Source organism: Roseateles sp. P2_H4 (genome assembly GCF_056403315.1).
Genome location: NZ_JBFUFR010000045.1, coordinates 18,651 through 34,206, shown reverse-complemented (window position 1 = coordinate 34,206; position 15,556 = coordinate 18,651). Strand labels below are relative to the sequence as shown.

13 protein-coding genes and 1 riboswitch are annotated in these 15,556 nt (G+C 70.3%); of the genes, 11 read left to right on the top strand and 2 right to left on the bottom strand.

Annotation, left to right across the window (positions count from 1 at the left end):
- Window positions 1-79 precede the first annotated feature (79 nt).
- The 8 genes from AC1DW3_RS25795 to AC1DW3_RS25760 all read left to right on the top strand — a co-directional run bounded on the left by AC1DW3_RS25795 (window position 80) and on the right by AC1DW3_RS25760 (window position 12,208).
- On the top strand, window positions 80-1,126 hold the full coding sequence (locus tag AC1DW3_RS25795; RefSeq protein WP_477936264.1) for a histidine kinase: 1,047 nt from the start codon (window positions 80-82) through the stop codon (window positions 1,124-1,126).
- Window positions 1,123-1,893, top strand: a complete 771-nt coding sequence (locus tag AC1DW3_RS25790) for a LytR/AlgR family response regulator transcription factor (protein WP_477936262.1) — start codon at window positions 1,123-1,125, stop codon at window positions 1,891-1,893. The genes AC1DW3_RS25795 and AC1DW3_RS25790 overlap by 4 nt, the downstream gene beginning before the upstream one ends.
- Before the next feature lie 511 nt (window positions 1,894-2,404).
- The gene (locus AC1DW3_RS25785; RefSeq protein ID WP_477936260.1) at window positions 2,405-3,490 is read left to right on the top strand and encodes an esterase/lipase family protein; all 1,086 of its coding nucleotides are present in this window, start codon (window positions 2,405-2,407) and stop codon (window positions 3,488-3,490) included.
- Window positions 3,481-4,356 (top strand): alpha/beta hydrolase, encoded by an 876-nt coding sequence (locus AC1DW3_RS25780; protein ID WP_477936258.1) that lies wholly within the window; start codon window positions 3,481-3,483, stop codon window positions 4,354-4,356. Before AC1DW3_RS25785 ends, AC1DW3_RS25780 begins: the two co-directional genes overlap by 10 nt.
- Window positions 4,357-4,426: 70 nt before the next feature.
- The gene (locus AC1DW3_RS25775; protein ID WP_477936256.1) at window positions 4,427-5,488 is read left to right on the top strand and encodes a cupin-like domain-containing protein; all 1,062 of its coding nucleotides are present in this window, start codon (window positions 4,427-4,429) and stop codon (window positions 5,486-5,488) included.
- Between the two features lie 189 nt (window positions 5,489-5,677).
- Window positions 5,678-7,765 (top strand): GGDEF domain-containing protein, encoded by a 2,088-nt coding sequence (locus tag AC1DW3_RS25770; protein ID WP_477936254.1) that lies wholly within the window; start codon window positions 5,678-5,680, stop codon window positions 7,763-7,765.
- A 128-nt stretch (window positions 7,766-7,893) separates the two neighbouring features.
- The gene (locus AC1DW3_RS25765; protein ID WP_477936252.1) at window positions 7,894-10,098 is read left to right on the top strand and encodes a molybdopterin-dependent oxidoreductase; all 2,205 of its coding nucleotides are present in this window, start codon (window positions 7,894-7,896) and stop codon (window positions 10,096-10,098) included.
- Window positions 10,099-10,265: 167 nt separating this feature from the next.
- A riboswitch (cyclic di-GMP riboswitch) is annotated at window positions 10,266-10,360 on the top strand.
- Window positions 10,361-10,408: 48 nt separating this feature from the next.
- Window positions 10,409-12,208: a S53 family peptidase gene (locus AC1DW3_RS25760; protein WP_477936250.1), complete on the top strand. Its 1,800-nt coding sequence runs from the start codon at window positions 10,409-10,411 to the stop codon at window positions 12,206-12,208.
- A gap of 157 nt (window positions 12,209-12,365) precedes the next feature.
- Here the strand turns inward: AC1DW3_RS25760 and AC1DW3_RS25755 are convergent, their stop codons facing one another.
- Entirely contained in the window at window positions 12,366-12,545 is a 180-nt protein-coding gene (locus tag AC1DW3_RS25755) for an ATP-binding protein (protein WP_477936248.1), read from the bottom strand.
- 36 nt (window positions 12,546-12,581) lie between these two features.
- Between AC1DW3_RS25755 and AC1DW3_RS25750 the strand changes: the two genes are divergently transcribed.
- Complete coding sequence (locus AC1DW3_RS25750) at window positions 12,582-12,857, top strand: hypothetical protein (protein ID WP_477936246.1); 276 nt, start codon at window positions 12,582-12,584, stop codon at window positions 12,855-12,857.
- An 88-nt stretch (window positions 12,858-12,945) separates the two neighbouring features.
- Here AC1DW3_RS25750 and AC1DW3_RS25745 read toward each other — a convergent pair whose 3' ends face one another.
- Window positions 12,946-13,296 carry a hypothetical protein gene (locus AC1DW3_RS25745; protein WP_477936244.1) on the bottom strand — a complete coding sequence of 117 codons (351 nt, stop codon included), beginning with the start codon at window positions 13,294-13,296 and terminating at the stop codon, window positions 12,946-12,948.
- Between the two features lie 207 nt (window positions 13,297-13,503).
- On the opposite strand from AC1DW3_RS25745, the gene AC1DW3_RS25740 reads away from it, so the two are divergent.
- Both AC1DW3_RS25740 and AC1DW3_RS25735 read left to right on the top strand, forming a co-directional pair.
- Window positions 13,504-14,280: a MerR family transcriptional regulator gene (locus AC1DW3_RS25740; protein ID WP_477936242.1), complete on the top strand. Its 777-nt coding sequence runs from the start codon at window positions 13,504-13,506 to the stop codon at window positions 14,278-14,280.
- On the top strand, window positions 14,277-15,539 hold the full coding sequence (locus AC1DW3_RS25735; protein WP_477936240.1) for an MFS transporter: 1,263 nt from the start codon (window positions 14,277-14,279) through the stop codon (window positions 15,537-15,539). The genes AC1DW3_RS25740 and AC1DW3_RS25735 overlap by 4 nt, the downstream gene beginning before the upstream one ends.
- The last annotated feature ends 17 nt before the right edge of the window (window positions 15,540-15,556 follow it).

Below are 15,556 nucleotides of genomic sequence, written 5' to 3'. Positions count from 1 at the left end.
ACCGGCAAGCACATCGCCAGACGGGCCGGCTCGGGAGCGGCCCAGCGCTCGGCCCGCGAAAGCAGCTGGAGTCCACGAGATGATCCGGCATGTCTGGCAATCCTGGCGCTCGTTGCGCTGGCCCGAAGCCCTGGTCTTCGTCAGCGCCGGCCTGCTCTTCGGCGCCATCGACCTGACCTCCCTGCTGGAGCTGCGCGTCGGCGACCAGCTGCTGCCGGTGATCGCCCGCCAGCTGAGCCTGCCCCTGGTCAGCTGCGCCGTGCTGCTGCTGTGCTGGCTGCCGGCCGCGCGCAGCCACCCGGCGCACCCGGCGCGGCGCCAGCGCCTCGTGGCGGCCACGGCCCTGGGCGCGGTGCTGTCCATGGGCGTCATCTACCCATTGGCTGGCGCCCTGCCCTGGCCGTCGCTGTGCGACGTCTATGCCCAGACCCACGGCAAGATGAAATGCTCGTTGTTCCGCATCAACGCCATCGTGGGCGACACGCTGTGGGTCTTCATGCCGGCGCTGATGATCGTCGGCGTGCTGGAGTTCCGCACGCTGCGGCGCCGCCAGGACCAGGCCGCCCAGGATCTGCTGCGCGAGCACAGCCAGCTGCGCCGCCATGCGCTGGCCTCGCGCCTGGCCGCGCTGCAGGCCCAGGTCGATCCGGCCCTGCTGTTCGACGCCCTCGTCTCCGTCGAGCAGGCCTATGGCCGCGAAGACACGACCGCCAGTGCCCGCCTGGAGCGGCTGATCCGCCACCTGCGCGTGGCCCTGCCGCGGCTTCGCGATGCCGGCGCGACGCTCGGCGGCGAGGCCGAGCTGATCGCCAGCTACCTCGACCTGCTGCGCGACCTCAACGGCGACCCACCCGCCTTCGACTGCGAGCTGGGCTTGTGCGGCGCCACCCAACTGCCGCCGATGCTGCTGCTGCCGCTGGTGCAGCGGGCGGTGCGCCTGGGCCACCCCAGGAACTGCTGGCTGCGGGTCGATGGCAGCATCACGCTGGGCTTCGACCAGGACGGCCTGTGCAGCGATGACGCCGACCTCGCCTCACTGCGCGAGCGCCTGGCCGTGCTCGGCGCGAAACTGCTCTGCCGCACGAGCGCCGACCGCACCGAATTCATCCTGGACTTACCCGCATGAGCCTTTTTGCACCCACGGCGGTGGTGGCCGAGGACGAAGCCGCGCTGCGCGGCGAACTCGTCGAGCAGCTCGGCAAGCTGTGGCCTGAGCTCAGCATCGTCGGCGAGGCGGCCGATGGGCTGGAGGCGCTGCGCCTGCTGGACCGGCACCAGCCCGACATCCTTTTCCTCGACATCGAAATGCCTGGCGCCACCGGCATCGACGTGGCCCGCCAGGTCAATGGCCGCGCCCATGTCGTCTTCGTGACCGCCTACGACCAGTACGCCATCGCCGCCTTCGACCAGGGCGCCGTCGACTACCTGCTCAAGCCGCTGGCCGGCGCGCGCCTGTTCACGGCCATCTCGCGGCTGAAGGCGCGGCTGGGCCAGGCACCGGCCCAGCTGGGGGGCGTGCTGGATGAACTCGTTGCCCGGCCCGCGGCCACGCCCTCGGCGGCGCGGGCGCCGCTGCGCTGGATCAATGCGTCGGTGGGCCAGACGCTGCGCCTCATCACCGTCGACGAAGTGATGTTCTTCCAGAGCGACAACAAGTACACGCGACTGGGGCTGAAGGATGGCGAGGCGCTGATCCGCAAGCCTTTGAAGGAGCTCATCGACGAGCTCGACCCGCAGCAGTTCTGGCAGATCCACCGCTCGACGCTGGTCAACGTGAACTCCATCGCCTCAGTCAGCCGGGACTTTCGGGGGCGCATGCAGATCAAGTTGAAGCACGGCACGGAGATGCTGTTGGTGGCGGAGAGTTGTGCGCATCTGTTCAGGCAGATGTGAGGTTTGGTTGGGTTGCTTTTGCGTAGAGCGCTGTTGCTCGATGCATTGCCGGGAGTCCGTCCCGGCGGCCGGGTAACTTTCTTCTGCGGGGCCAGAAGAAAGTCACCAAAGAAGAGGGCCCGAACCGCACACGATCGCGGCGCCGCCACCAGCGGCGCGCAAAAACAGCCCAATGCAGCGCCGCCCGAGCGGCGCGGCTGTTCGGTATTTGCCGGGCGTCGGCGTGCAGCCGCGACTTAAGCGGCGTGAAGGTCCGAGCTGCGGTGGTCTGGACAAGTGGTGGGCGAGAGCGCAGCGGTTCGCGTCGAGGTGCGGCCCGGTTCGAGCAACGCGAGCGCCTCATCCCACTCGAGTGCGGATTGCATTGAGCGCTCCTCTTTTGGTGACTTTTCTCTGGCGCGTCAGAGAAAAGTTACCCGCCCTCGCGGGGCGGATTCCCGCGGCACTGCACGCGAGTCATGAGGACCGCAGCAAAAGCATCCCACACAACACAACGCGGGCATGATGGGTCATGCCCAGCCCCCAGCAGCTCCGCGGCGCCAGCCGCCTCGCCGTCGATGCCACCACTGGCGTGACGAATCTCGTCGAGGCCATGCATGCCGAGATCTCACGACTGCCGCTGACCAAGCAGCGCGAGAGAACCTCCGGCATCACCGGCCTGGTCTACCGCAGCGTGCGCGGCGTGACCCAGTTGGTCGGCGGTGGCCTCGACCTGGCGCTCGGCGCGCTGACCCCACTCATCGGACAAGCCGACGCCGACCGCGCCAACGCCGTGCAGGCCGCCTTGAACGGCGTGCTGGGCGACTACCTCGAGGACGCCGCCAACCCGCTGGCCACGACGATGAGCCTGCGCCCGCTGGTCGACGGCGCCACCGGCCCGCCTCTCGTCATGCTGCACGGCCTGTGCATGAACGAGGCGCAATGGCGCCGCGACGGCGCCGACTTCCCCGCCGCGCTGGCCGCCCTCGGCTACCAGCCGCTGGGCCTGCGCTACAACAGCGGCCGCCCCATCTGGCGCAATGGCAACGAACTCGCCAAACTGCTCGACGATGTGCCCGGCCCGCTGACGCTGCTCGGCCACAGCATGGGCGGCCTGGTGATCCGCAGCGCCATCGCGCAAGCCGGACGGCGGCGCTGGCTGAAGCGCCTGCAATGCCTCATCACCTTGGGCACGCCCCACCAGGGCGCGCCGCTGGAGCGCGGCGGCCAGCAGGTGCAGCAGTTGCTCAACGTCAGCGCCTATTCGCGCCCGCTGGCCCTGCTGGCCGCGCGGCGCAGCGCCGGCATCCGCGACCTGCGCCATGCCAGCCTGATCGAAGCCGATGCCGGCAAGGCCAGCGTGCTGCCGCTGCCGGAAGGCGTGGCCTGCTATGCCGTGGCGGCGACGACGTCCAAAAAGCCCAGCGGCTCGCCCGCTCGCTGGCTGGGCGATGGCCTCGTGCCCGTGGCCAGCGCGCTGGGCCAGCACCGCTCGCCGGCGCGCCGGCTGGCCTTCACCGACACCGCCCTTTTCAGCGGCCTGGGCCATCTGGCCCTCCAGACCGATGCCGCCGTGCTGAAGCAACTGCAAGACTGGTTGAAACCGCCATGCGAGTGATCCCGCGCCTGCTGATGAGCCTCGTGCTGCCCATCGCTCTGTCGGCGTCCGCCCAGACGCTGAGCTTCCTGCAGATCCTCGACCGGCCCGACCGCCCGCAGCCCGACATGCGCCTGGCCTATGGCGATGCGCCGCAGCAGTTCGGCGAGCTGTGGCTGCCCAAGGGAAAAGGCCCGCACCCGGTGGCGCTGATGATCCATGGTGGCTGCTGGCAGTCCAGCCTGCCGGGGCCCGAGCTGCTGGCCTTCCAGGCCGATGCGCTGCGCGCCGCCGGCGTGGCCGTGTGGAGCATCAGCTACCGCCGCGTCGGCCATGCGGGCGGCGGCTATCCCGGCAGCTTCGATGACGTGGCCCGCGGCACAGACCGGCTGCGCGTGCTGGCCCAGCGCTACCCGCTGGACCTGAAACGCCTCGTCGCCACCGGCCACTCGGCCGGCGGGCACCTGGCGCTGTGGGCCGCCGCCAGGCCGCGAATCACCGCAGGCCCGTTGAAGGCCGAGGCGCCCCTGCCCATTCCCGCCGTTGTCGCCGTGGCCGGCATCCCCGACCTGGCCTTTGCGTCGCGCACCAAGCTCTGCGGCGCGTCGGTGGATCAATTGCTGGGCGGTGCGCCGACCCCAGCCCTGCTGCAGGACACCTCGCCACTGGCCCTGCTGCCGCTGCACCTGCCACAGACGCTGATGCAGGGCGCGCAGGACCGCATCGTGCCGCCCGCCGCCAGCGACGACTACCGCGCGAAGGCGGCTGCGCTGGGCGACAAGGTGGAGGTCGTCACGCTCGACGATGCAGGCCACTTTGAACTCATCGCGCCATGGACACCGGCCGGCCGCCAAGTGGTGGAGCGCATCGTCCGGGCCCTCCCCTAGGACCTCGCGGCCATACCAGTTTCGGCGGCCCCACAATGCCGCTCGCTGGCCATCAACACCCCTTGCCGCCATGACGCTCTCCCCGATCAAGCCTCCGCCCCGGCCCCGCCCTGCGGCCCTGCTCGACCTGTCGCCCGACTGGCTGCTGTGGCTGGCTGACAACCGGCTCTGGGACTGCGCGCCCAACTCCATGCTGGACACCATGGTCACGGCCGGCCAGGACACCGAGACGGCCGCCGCCGCCATAGGCCAGATCGACCAGGACCCGGTCTTCCAGGCCGCGCGCCGCCACCAGCAGATGCTGCGCAAGCTGGAGTCGGTCTGCGGCAATCTGCAGAAGGTCTGGCAGCAGGATCCGGGCTATGCCGTCGTCGAGAAGCGCCGCGGCGTCGGGCGCGACGAATTCCTGCAGCGCTATGTCTACGGCTGCCGGCCCGTCGTGCTGACGGATATCGCCGAGGACTGGCCGGCCATGAAGCGCTGGTCGCCGGCCGACCTCAGCAAGCGCTTCGGCCATCTCGAGGTCGACGTGCAGGTGGGCCGCAACACCGACACCCTGTTCGAGCAGAACAAGGAAAAGCTGCGCCAGCGCATGAAGGTGTCCGAGTTCGCCGACCTCGTCGTGAGTGGCGGCGCCACCAACGACCACTACCTGACGGCCAACGACGAAATGCTGCGCCGGCCCGAGTTCATGCCGCTGCTGCAGGACATCGGCCGCATGCCGCCCATCTGCGACCCGGCCCTGCTGCACACCGCCGCCTCCTTCTGGTTCGGCCCGGCGGGCACGCGCACGCCGCTGCATCACGACACGCTGATGCTCTTCCACACGCAGGTGGTCGGCCGCAAGCGCTGGCGCTTCGTGTCGCCGCTGCAGACGCCCCTGCTCTACAACCGCATGGGCGTCTACAGCCCCATCGACCTGGACGCGCCGGACTACAACCGCTACCCGCGGCTGCGCGAGGCCGTCGTGCTGGAGACGGTGCTGGAGCCCGGCGACACCCTCTTCCTGCCGCTGGGCTGGTGGCACCAGGTGTCGTCGCTGGAGATGAGCATGTCCTTCTCGTACACCAACTTCGACGCCGGCGTGCCCAACGAGTTCAGCTACGAGAACCCGGCCATCGGCAACTGGTAGCTCAGGGGCGTTCCGCGCGAGGAAAGCTGCACGCATCCTTTTTTCCAAAGACAACGGCAGCGGTGCGCGGCGGCGGGYGGCACCATAGACTCTCCCAGCGGGGCAGCCCAAGGCATCGAGGGCGCGCATTCGCCGGCTATGGCGCAAAGACATCTTCGAACGGACCGGTCTCGCATCGGAAGGACTGCGATGCGATCCGCTGCGCGGCTTGCGGCCGCCGTGTTGGCCGGATGCACGGCCTTCGGCATGCCGGTCGCCGGCCTGGCTCAGGCGCCTGCGGCGGCAAGTGCGGCTTCCGCTCCCGGTGCCCAGGCGCCCGCCCTGGACATCGCCGAGCTGAAGGCCAGGATCGCCGCGGACGATCGCCGGCGGCCTGCCGCTTCGATCGCACTGGCCCAACAGGCGCTCGCCGCAGCCGGGCTGGCGCCCGAGGATCGCCGCTGGCTGCGTACGCGCCTGGTGCGCGACCTGGAGCGCCTGGACCGGACGGAGGAGGCCGTCGCCCAGGCCGGCATCGGCCGGCGGGAGGCCCGCGACGAGCAGGAACGGCTGCATTTCGACCGGTTGGAGATGATGGCGCTGGTGGATGCGCACCGCCACGATGAGGTGCTCAAGCGCTACCAGAGCGTCGCGCCCCTGCTGCCAGCGCTGGCGAGGGACGCAGCGGATGCCGACGCGCGCCTGATAGCGGCGGACATCTGGCGGCTTGCCGGCATGGCCACGTTCGGCGTCGGCCGGCTGCCCGAGGCCACGGAGCTGTTGACGCAGGCCTTGCGCATCCTCGATGAGCGCCCCGACGCCGTCTACGAGTTCGCGCAGGCGCTGACTTACATGGCCCTCGTGCATTCGCGTTCCGGTCGCGTCGACGAAGCGTTGCGCACGGTGCAACGGGCCATCGACGTTTCGGAGGCCGCAGGGGATCGCTCCGCCCTGTCCAGCTACTACCTGCGCAAGGGTTATTTTCTCGGCCTGCTCGGGCGCCCCGACGAACAGCACGAGGCGCTGCTCAAGGCCCGGGCCACCGCGCGGGAGGAATTGAGGAACTACAACCTCGCCGTCGCAGCGACCAACCTGGCCGACGTCGCCCTGCAGAAGAAGGACTACCGCGCCGCGCTGAGCTATGCCGAGGAGGCCATGCCCCTCGTCGAACGCACCGGCGACAAGGAGTCACTGTGGATCTGCTGGGTCAACAAGGGCATTGCCCTGAACCGGCTGGGGCGGCCCGGCGGCCTCGATTGGATACGCAAGGCCATCGCCGCCTTCACCGCCACACCCGGCATGGCCACCAACGCGGCTGACGTCCAGGGCCTGCTGGCCGAGGAGCTGGCCTTCGCCCACGACTACCCGCAAGCCTACGAGGCGGCGATGCAGTTCAAGCGCCTGAGCGACGAGGTGCGCAAGGCCGCCGACCACAAGCGCATCGCCGAGGCGCAAGCCGCCTATGAGGCCGACAAGCGCCAGCGTCAGATCCAAGCGCTGGAGCATGAGCAGCAGTATCAGCAACGCTTCCACTGGCTGCTGGCGCTGGCCGCCGTGGCCGGGTTGGCGGCGGCCGTCGTCGCGGCCGTCAGCCGCCATCACGTCAAGCGGGCCTACCAGGCGATGCGCGACATGGCGTTCTCGGACCCCCTGACCGGCCTGCGCAACCGCCGCCACCTGGTCAGCAGCGTGCAGGACGACCTGGCGCAGGCACGGCGCCTGCGCGCCAACGCGGGTGACGCGCCGGCCAACGCCGACGTCGTCTTCATGATGATCGACATCGACCACTTCAAGGCCGTCAACGACGTGCACGGCCACGCGGCTGGTGACGCGGTGCTCAGGCAGTGCGCCACCGTGCTGCAACAGCAGCTGCGCGAGTCCGACACCCTCGTGCGCTGGGGTGGCGAGGAGTTCCTCGTCTGCGCCCGCCAGGCCAACGCCGGCGAGATCCACGTGCTGGCCGAGCGGCTGCGCGCCAGCATCGCCGCCCACGACTTCGTGCTGGACGACGGCCGGGTGCTGCGCAAGACCTGCTCCATCGGCTACGCCTGCCACCCTCTGCAACAGGATGCCGAGGGCGCCGCGCCGGCAGACTGGAATGACACCGTGGCGCTGGCCGACCAATGCCTGTACGTCGCCAAGGCCAGCGGCCGCGACGTCTGGGTCGGCGTCACCGCCCCGGATGTGCGAAGAGCCCGTGAGCACCCGGACATCCGGGAACTGCGGGCCGGGGTCGACGCCGGCGTCTGGACGCTGCTGTGCAGCGACGGACGCGAGATCGTCTGGCCGGCGTCGTGAAGCGCGGGGCGGAGCCCCTCGAGGACCTGGCGCCGCGCGGTCAATGATCTGTCGGGTCATGTCGCCGGGTTGACGCCAGGACTAGTCTTCGCGCCGCAGAATCGGCCGCAAACCACGAAAGACCAGCCATGCCCGAAAGCCACTACCGCATCTGCCCGCTGTGCGAGGCCTGCTGTGGCCTGGAAGTGAAGACCGAGGGCGCCAAGGTCATCAGCATCCGCGGCGCCGACAACGACGTCTTCAGCCATGGCTATCTCTGCCCCAAGGGCGTCAGCCTGAAGGACCTGCACGAGGACCCCGACCGCCTGCGCACGCCGCTGATCAAGCGCGACGGCAAGTTCGTGCCGGCGAGCTGGGATGAGGCCTTTGCCGAGATCGAGAAACGCCTGCTGCCCGTCTGGCGCGAGCACGGGCCCGACTCGGTGGCCATGACCATCGGCAACCCCGCCGCGCACAAGGTGAGCCTCCTGGCCTACACGCCGCGCCTCGTGCGGGCCCTGGGCACGCGCAATGCGTTCAGCGCCTCGACGCTGGACCAGATGCCCAAGCAGCTCAGCGCCGGCCTGATGTTCGGCCACTGGCTGTCCATCCCGCTGCCCGACATCGAGCGCTGCGACTACCTGCTCATCCTCGGTGGCAATCCGATGATCAGCAACGGCAGCCTGTGGACGGTGCCCGACTACCGCGGCAAGGCCAAGGCCATGCGCGCGCGCGGCGGGCGCATCGTCGTCGTCGACCCGCGCCGCAGCGAGACGGCCGCGGCGGCCGACGAGCATCTGGCCATCCGCCCGGGTGGCGACGCACTGCTGCTGGCCGGCATCGCGCACACGCTGTTCGACGAAGGGCTGGTGAAGCTCGGCCGCCTGGCAGAGCACATCAACGGCCTGGAAGAAGCCCGCGCCGCCGTGCTGCCCTTCGCGCCGGAGGTGACGGCTGTGGGCTGCGGCATCCCCGCCGAGACGCAGCGCCGCATCGCCCGCGAGCTCGCCAGCGCGCCGCATGCCGCCGTCTATGGCCGCATCGGCACCTGCACGACGCGCTTCGGCACCGTCAACTCCTGGCTGGTCGATCTCATCAATGCGCTGACCGGCAATCTCGACCGTGAAGGCGGCGCGATGTTCGCCAAGGCCGCGGCCTTTGCCCCCAACACCCAGGGCAAGCCGGGCAGCGGCAAGGGCATCACGACCGGCCGGCGCCACAGCCGCGTGTCCGGCGCGCCCGAGGTCTTCGGCGAGCTGCCCATCACCGTCATGGCCGAGGAGATGGAGACGGCCGGCGAGGGCCAGATCAAGGCCCTCATCAGCATCGCCAGCAACCCGGTGCTGTCGGCCCCGGGCGGCCCGCGCATCGCCAAGGCGCTGGAAGGCCTGGACTTCATGCTCAGCATGGACATCTACGTCAACGAGACCAGCCGCCACGCCGACGTCATCCTGCCGGGCCTGTCGCCGCTGGAGGATCTGCACTACGACGTCGCCTTCCCGCAGCTCAGCCACCGCAACCACGCGCGCTTCTCAGGCCCGGTGTTCGATGCGCCGGCCGGCACGCCGCAGGAATGGCAGACCATCCTGCGCCTTTGCGCCCTGCTCGAAGGCCGCGGCGTGGATGTGGACGTGGCCCAGCTTGACGACGAAGCCATCGAGGCCGATGTGAAGCGCTTTGCCGGCGACCAGACACCCACCGTGCTCGCCGCGCTGCAACCCTGGCGCGGCCCCGAGCGCCTCATCGACCTGCAACTGCGCGTCGGCCCCTATGGCGACCAGTTCGGCCGCAAGCCGGATGGCATCAACCTGGCCAAGGTCAGGGCCGCCAGCACGGTCGAAGGCGGTGGCATCGACCTCGGCGCCTTGACCGCCCGCATCCCCGAGATCCTGCGCACGCCCAGCGGCAAGATCGAACTGGCGCCGCCCTCGGTGCTGGCCGACCTCGCTCAGGTCAAGACCGAGCCGGCGCCCGAGTTCAGCCTCATCGGCCGGCGCGACACGCGCTCGGGCAACAGCTGGATGCACAACCTGCCGGTGCTGGCCAAGGGCCCGGACCGCTGCACGCTGCTGGTCAACCCGGGCGACGCGGACCGCCTGGGCCTGGCCGAGTTCGCCAGGATCAAGAGCGCGGTCGGTGAGCTGATCGCGCGCGTCGAGCGCAGCGCCGACATGAGCCCCGGCGTCGTCAGCCTGCCGCATGGCTGGGGGCATGACCTGGACGGCGTGGTGCTCGGCGTGGCGCGCGAGCGGCCCGGCGTCAACATGAACGAGCTGCTGGACGACGCGGCGCGCGACCCACTGTCGGGCAACGCCGTGCTGTCCGGCGTCGCTGTCGAGATCGCGCCCGCATGAGCTGGTTTTTGTGTCCCCTGTGACACAAAGCAACGACACGGCAGTAACTCACGAAACCCAGACTGGCGGGGTCGAAAGCTCACGCCGCCCGCCGAGGCAGAAGTCACGTACGCACCGCACCGAGGCGCGCGTGCCGACACCCCGGCGCCTAGACTGAACCTGTTTCACAACCCTGAGGGCAAACCCGTCGAAAGGCGGGGACGCAAAGCCACCGGCCTACAGCACTTGCAGCACGCAGTGCCACGGCAGCGGGGCCGCCAAGACCCAAGGTCTTGATCGGCGTGGCCCTCTTTCGTACGAGAACCCGGCCATGCGCAGTACCCGTCACCTCTCCTGGACTCTCAGCCTGCTGACCGCCGCGGCCCTGACCGCTTGCGGTGGCGGTGCCAGCGACAGCCCGACCGTCCAGGTCAACGAGGCGGCCTCGGTCATCAATCTGAGCGTGGACCTTGACGAAGGCGCCGCAGCCGCCGCCAACGTCGTCGCGCAGCCGACCTTCCACACTGCCGCCGTCGACCTCGAAGAACCCGACAACGGCGCCGCACCGCATCGCAGCCACGCGCTGGCCAGCATCGCCACCAAGGGCCTGACGCGCGACCGCCTGGATGACGCCATGCGCCCCCGCGCCTTCTCGGCAGGCGCAGGCGAGGCCGCGCCCATGGCCACGTCCACTGCGGTGACGACCTACACGCCGGCCCAGATCCGCGCCGCCTACGCCCAGCCAGCCCTGCCGGCCAGCACCGCCGGCCTGACGGCGGCCCAGGCCGCCCAGCTCGGCGCCGGCCAGACCCTCTACATCGTCAACGCCAAGCACGACCCCAACATCGCGGCCGAGCTGGCCGCCTTCAACGCCAAGTTTGCGCTGCCGACCTGCTCCTCGCGCACGCTGGCCGCCAATGCCAGCCTGCCGCTGGCCAGCGCGTCCAGCACCAGCTGCGAACTGGTCATCGCCTACAGCACCAGCGCCGGCGCCCTGACCGCCACCGCCCCGGCCTACGACAGCGGCTGGGCCACCGAGATTGCACTCGACGTGCAATGGGCCCACGCCACCGCACCGCTGGCCCGCATCGTCCTCATCGAAGCCCCCGACGCCGGCGTGGCCAGCCTGTCCAAGGCCGTCGCGCTGGCCAACAAGATGGGCGCGGGCGTCGTGTCCATGAGCTTCGGCGCGGCCGAGGGCAGCTGGACGTCGAGCTACGACAGCGCCTTCGCCGGCACCGGCATGAGCTATCTCGCCGCCACCGGCGACGACGGCGCGGCCGTGTCCTGGCCCTCGGTGTCGACCCGCGTCGTCGCCGTCGGCGGCACGACGCTGAGCTACAGCAGCGGCACCCGCAGCGAAACCACCTGGAGCGGCACCGGCGGCGGCACCAGCGCCTATACCGCCCTGCCCAGCTACCAGAGCGGCACCATCGGCGGCTATGCCAAGCGCGCCGTCGCCGACGTCGCCTTCAATGCCGACCCCAACTCCGGCCAGTACGTCGCCCTGATCAGCCCGGGCACGACGACGACGCGCTGGGTCAGCGCCGGCGGCACCAGCCTGGCCACGCCGCAATGGGCCGGCCTGCTGGCCGTCGCCAACGCCATGCGCGCCGCGTCAGCCAAGGCCCTGCTCGGCCAGCCGCACGCGGCCCTGTATCAACAGATCGGCGCGGTGCCGACGCAATACGCCGCCGCCTTCAAGGATGTGGCCAGCGGCAGCAACGGCAGCTGCACCAACTGCAGCGCCAAGGCCGGCTACGACACCCCCACCGGCTGGGGCACGCCCAACGTCAGCGCCCTGCTGAGCAGCCTCAGTGGCGCCAGCGTCACCAGCAGCGGCTCGACAACGACGACGCCTGCCACCACCGGCCCGCGGCTGACGACCACCAGCCTCAGCGGCAGCGCCGGCATCGCCTTCAGCGGCGCCGTGGGCTACAGCGCCCCGGGCGCCAGCTCCCTGTCCATCTCGATCAGCGGCGCGCCCAGCGGCATGAGCTTCGCGGCCACCAGCGGCAACATCTCGGCCAATTGGGCCCGGCCTGTCGCCGGCAGCTACACCCTCGTCATCACGCTGAAGGACAACCTCGGCCAGAGTTCGACGGGCAATGTCGTGGTGACCATCCGCTGATTCCGGCTTGCATCATTCGCCGCGCCGACGCAGGGGGGCCAGGCGCGCTTCCAGTTCGACGCTGATCCTGCGCGACGCGCAGCGCGAGTACCGCTTCGTCGCGGCCAAGGCCAGCTGACGCGCGCGATGAGGCCGCCGCCATCGCGCGGCAGCAGGCTCAGCCGAGCGCCTTCGGCACGCGCGATGCCGGGGCACGGTCGCGCACCTCGATCCACGCTGTACCACCCTCCTCGCCGCAGGCCAGCTCGATGGGCGGTGCGCCATGGGTCTGCGCATTGAAGATGAGGTTGAGCACGAGGCGGCGCAGCGCCTGCGTCTCGGCCAGGAACGCACGCAACTCGGCACCAACCCGCAGACCTGCCCGCGCGAGGCCGTGAAGACGCCCATCCCCGAGACCGAGAGCTGGCACTACAGCCTCGGCCATTGGGTGGAGGACGACCCGCAGGTCGGCGACGGCAGCTTCAACAGTCCGGGCGCCTTCGGCTTCTATCCGTGGGTCAGCGCCGACAAACGCTTCTACGGCATGGTCGCGCGCGAGCAGCGCCACGGCGTCATGAGCGGTGACCCGGGCGACAAGCCCGCGGTGGCTTCGGTGAGCTGCGGGCGCGAGATCCGCGCCGCATGGCAGGAGGGGCAGACGCGCCGGTGAGCATGGGCACAAGCGGTCTTGAGGGCCGCTTGTGTCTCGCGCAGGCCAGGGCTCACGGCCCTGGCCCCAGGGCGGGTTGTCAGCGCTGTCACTTGATGCGATCGGTCTCCAGCGCGATGCGATCGACGGTGCCGTCGACATTGCGATACAGGCGCAGGCGGCGCATGCCATCGGCACTGACGAGCAGCTCGGCGTTCCTGGCCTGCCAGGTCTCGAGCGGCGCCTCGTCGAGGCCGACGCCGAGATGGCGGATGCCGACGACGACGCGCAGCGTGCGGCCGTCTTCCAGCACGTATTCGCCCTGGGCTTCGCGCAGCACGGTACGGCCGACGACGCCAGGCACGGTGGGTTCCTGGGCACTCGCGGGCGCGGTCAGCGTCAGGGTTGCGAGCAGAGCGGCCGACAGGGTGAGGGGTCGCAGATTCGTCCAGGTCTTCATGGTGAGGTACTCCTTAGGTTCCCCGAGGCCAGTCGCCTCGGCAATCTCTCTTTTGCAAACGCCATGCCAGGCTGGGAGCGCAAACAACTTCACGCTTTGACGTCGTTTCAATCAGGGTTCGCCCCAGGTTTGGGCTTGTTCGCCCCGCATCGCGACACCGTGCATCGCGATGGCGCGGGGCTTGACCCTCACGCAACGTCAGGGTCCATGATCCGGCCCGTCGTCAAGGAGAGCCCCGACATGGACTACACAGTGGGAGAGCTGGCCAAGCGCGCCGCCCTCACGGTGCGCACCCTGCACCACTACGAAGAACTCGGCCTGCTGCGCCCCTCGGGCCGCAGCGAGGCGGGCTATCGCCGCTATGGCGAGGCCGACGTGCTGCGCCTGCACCGCGTGCTGGCCCTGCGCGATGCCGGCCTGTCGCTGAAGCAGATTGCACCGCTGCTGGACGGCGAAGCGCCCCCGCCGCTGGCCGCGGTGCTGCAGGCCCAGATCGAACAGGTCGAGGCCCAGTTGCAGGCGCAGGAGAGTCTGCTGCTGACGCTGCGCAATGCCGCCAAGCGGCTGGAGCTGCAGGGCGACGGCGGCGATGCCGTGCAGGTGCTGCTGGATGCGATGGCCATCCGCCGCGTGCACGAGCGCTGGTTCAGCCCCGAGCAGCTGCGCGCGATGCGCCGGCAATGGGAGGCCATCCCCGAGACCGAACGCGATGCCGTCGAGCTGGAGTGGCCGCGGCTGATCGCCGAGGCTCGGGCGGCCATGGAGGCCGGCGTGGACCCGGGCATGCCCGAGGTGCAGTCCCTGGTGCGGCGCTGGCTGCTGCTGCAGAAGCAGTTCCTGGACGTCGCGCCCGGCATGAAAGACACCATGCAGCGCATGTATGCCGCCGAGCCCGAGCTGGCGCGCCAGTCCGGCGTGACGCAGGAACTGCTCGCCTATCTGCGCCGGTCCAAGGAAACACTGCCCGCGCAGGAGAGGTCATGAGCAACCCGCGCCGCGAGCTGTTCCGGAACGCCAACTTCCGCTGGATCATCGGCGGCGGCCTGCTGTCCATGCTGGGCGACCAGTTCACGCTGCTGGCCCTGCCCTGGCTGGTGATGGCACTGAGCCGCGACCCGCTGGTGCTGGGCACCGTGCTCGCCCTGGGCAGCCTGCCCCGCGCCATCTTCATCCTCGTCGGCGGCGCGCTGGTGGACCGCTACTCGCCCAAGCGCGTGCTGTGGCTGACGAAGTGGATCAACGCCGCGCTGCTGGGCCTGCTCAGCGCGCTGACGGCCACCGGGTCGATCACGCTGCCCGGCGTCTATGCGCTGACGCTGGCCATCGGCCTCGCCACGGCCTTCAGCTACCCCGCCGGCAGCGCCATCCTGCCGCGGGCCGTACCGGCCCCGCTGATCCAGCCGGCCAACGGCGTGCTGATGGGCGCGCGCCAGCTCGTGCTGCTGCTCGGCCCGGTGCTGGCTGGCTGGCTCGTCACCTCGGGCAGCGACCCCGCCCTGGGGCTCGGCGGCCTGGCCTGGGCGTTTGGCCTGGATGCCGTCAGCTTCGCCGTTTCGGCCTGGACGCTGTCGCGCGTGCAGACCAGCACGCCACCGGCCCAGCCGCCCCAGGCCGTCTTCGCCGCCATTGCCGAGTCGCTGCGCGCCTGCTGGCGGGACCATGAACTGCGCGCCCTGTTCCTCTACTTCGCCGCCATCGCCTTCTTCGTCGGCGGCCCCATCCAGGTCGCATTGCCGGTGCTCGCCGCCGAGCGCCTGCCCGGCGGTGCCGCGGCCCTGGGCGTCATGCTGGCCGTGCACGGCCTGGGCTCGCTGGCCGGCATGGCCGTGTCGGGCCTGAAGCCGCACTGGCGCCTGTCCACGCTGGGCGGCACCGTGCTGCTCATCGACGGCATCGCGGCCGGCGTCTTCCTGGCCTTCGGCCATGTGCATGCGGCCTGGCAGGGCGCGCTGCTGCTGTTGCCCCTGGGTGCGCTGGCCGGCTTCGTGCAGGTGGCCGTCTACAGCTGGCTGCAAAAGCGCATCGCGCCCGAGATGCTGGGCCGCTCGATGGCCTTGTTCATGTTCATCGTCATGGGCCTGGCGCCGCTGGCTTCTGCGGCCGCGGGGGCGGCGCTGCGGGTGCTGGACGTGACGGCGCTGTTCACGGCCGCGGCGCTGTGCCTGCTGGCCGTCGTCGCGCTGGGCGCGTTGATGACGCCGATCCGGCGCATCGCCTACCTCGAAGCGAATCCCGACCGATGAGCGGGTCGAAAAAAAGC

Coding starts and splice junctions, on each gene's coding strand:
- AC1DW3_RS25740 (WP_477936242.1), top strand. CDS start 13,504: ATGATCCGGCCCGTCGTCAAGGAGAGCCCCGACATGGACTACACAGTG.
- AC1DW3_RS25790 (WP_477936262.1), top strand. CDS start 1,123: ATGAGCCTTTTTGCACCCACGGCGGTGGTGGCCGAGGACGAAGCCGCG.
- AC1DW3_RS25735 (WP_477936240.1), top strand. CDS start 14,277: ATGAGCAACCCGCGCCGCGAGCTGTTCCGGAACGCCAACTTCCGCTGG.
- AC1DW3_RS25775 (WP_477936256.1), top strand. CDS start 4,427: ATGACGCTCTCCCCGATCAAGCCTCCGCCCCGGCCCCGCCCTGCGGCC.
- AC1DW3_RS25770 (WP_477936254.1), top strand. CDS start 5,678: ATGCGATCCGCTGCGCGGCTTGCGGCCGCCGTGTTGGCCGGATGCACG.
- AC1DW3_RS25780 (WP_477936258.1), top strand. CDS start 3,481: ATGCGAGTGATCCCGCGCCTGCTGATGAGCCTCGTGCTGCCCATCGCT.
- AC1DW3_RS25745 (WP_477936244.1), bottom strand. CDS start 13,296: ATGAAGACCTGGACGAATCTGCGACCCCTCACCCTGTCGGCCGCTCTG.
- AC1DW3_RS25795 (WP_477936264.1), top strand. CDS start 80: ATGATCCGGCATGTCTGGCAATCCTGGCGCTCGTTGCGCTGGCCCGAA.
- AC1DW3_RS25760 (WP_477936250.1), top strand. CDS start 10,409: ATGCGCAGTACCCGTCACCTCTCCTGGACTCTCAGCCTGCTGACCGCC.
- AC1DW3_RS25765 (WP_477936252.1), top strand. CDS start 7,894: ATGCCCGAAAGCCACTACCGCATCTGCCCGCTGTGCGAGGCCTGCTGT.
- AC1DW3_RS25785 (WP_477936260.1), top strand. CDS start 2,405: ATGCCCAGCCCCCAGCAGCTCCGCGGCGCCAGCCGCCTCGCCGTCGAT.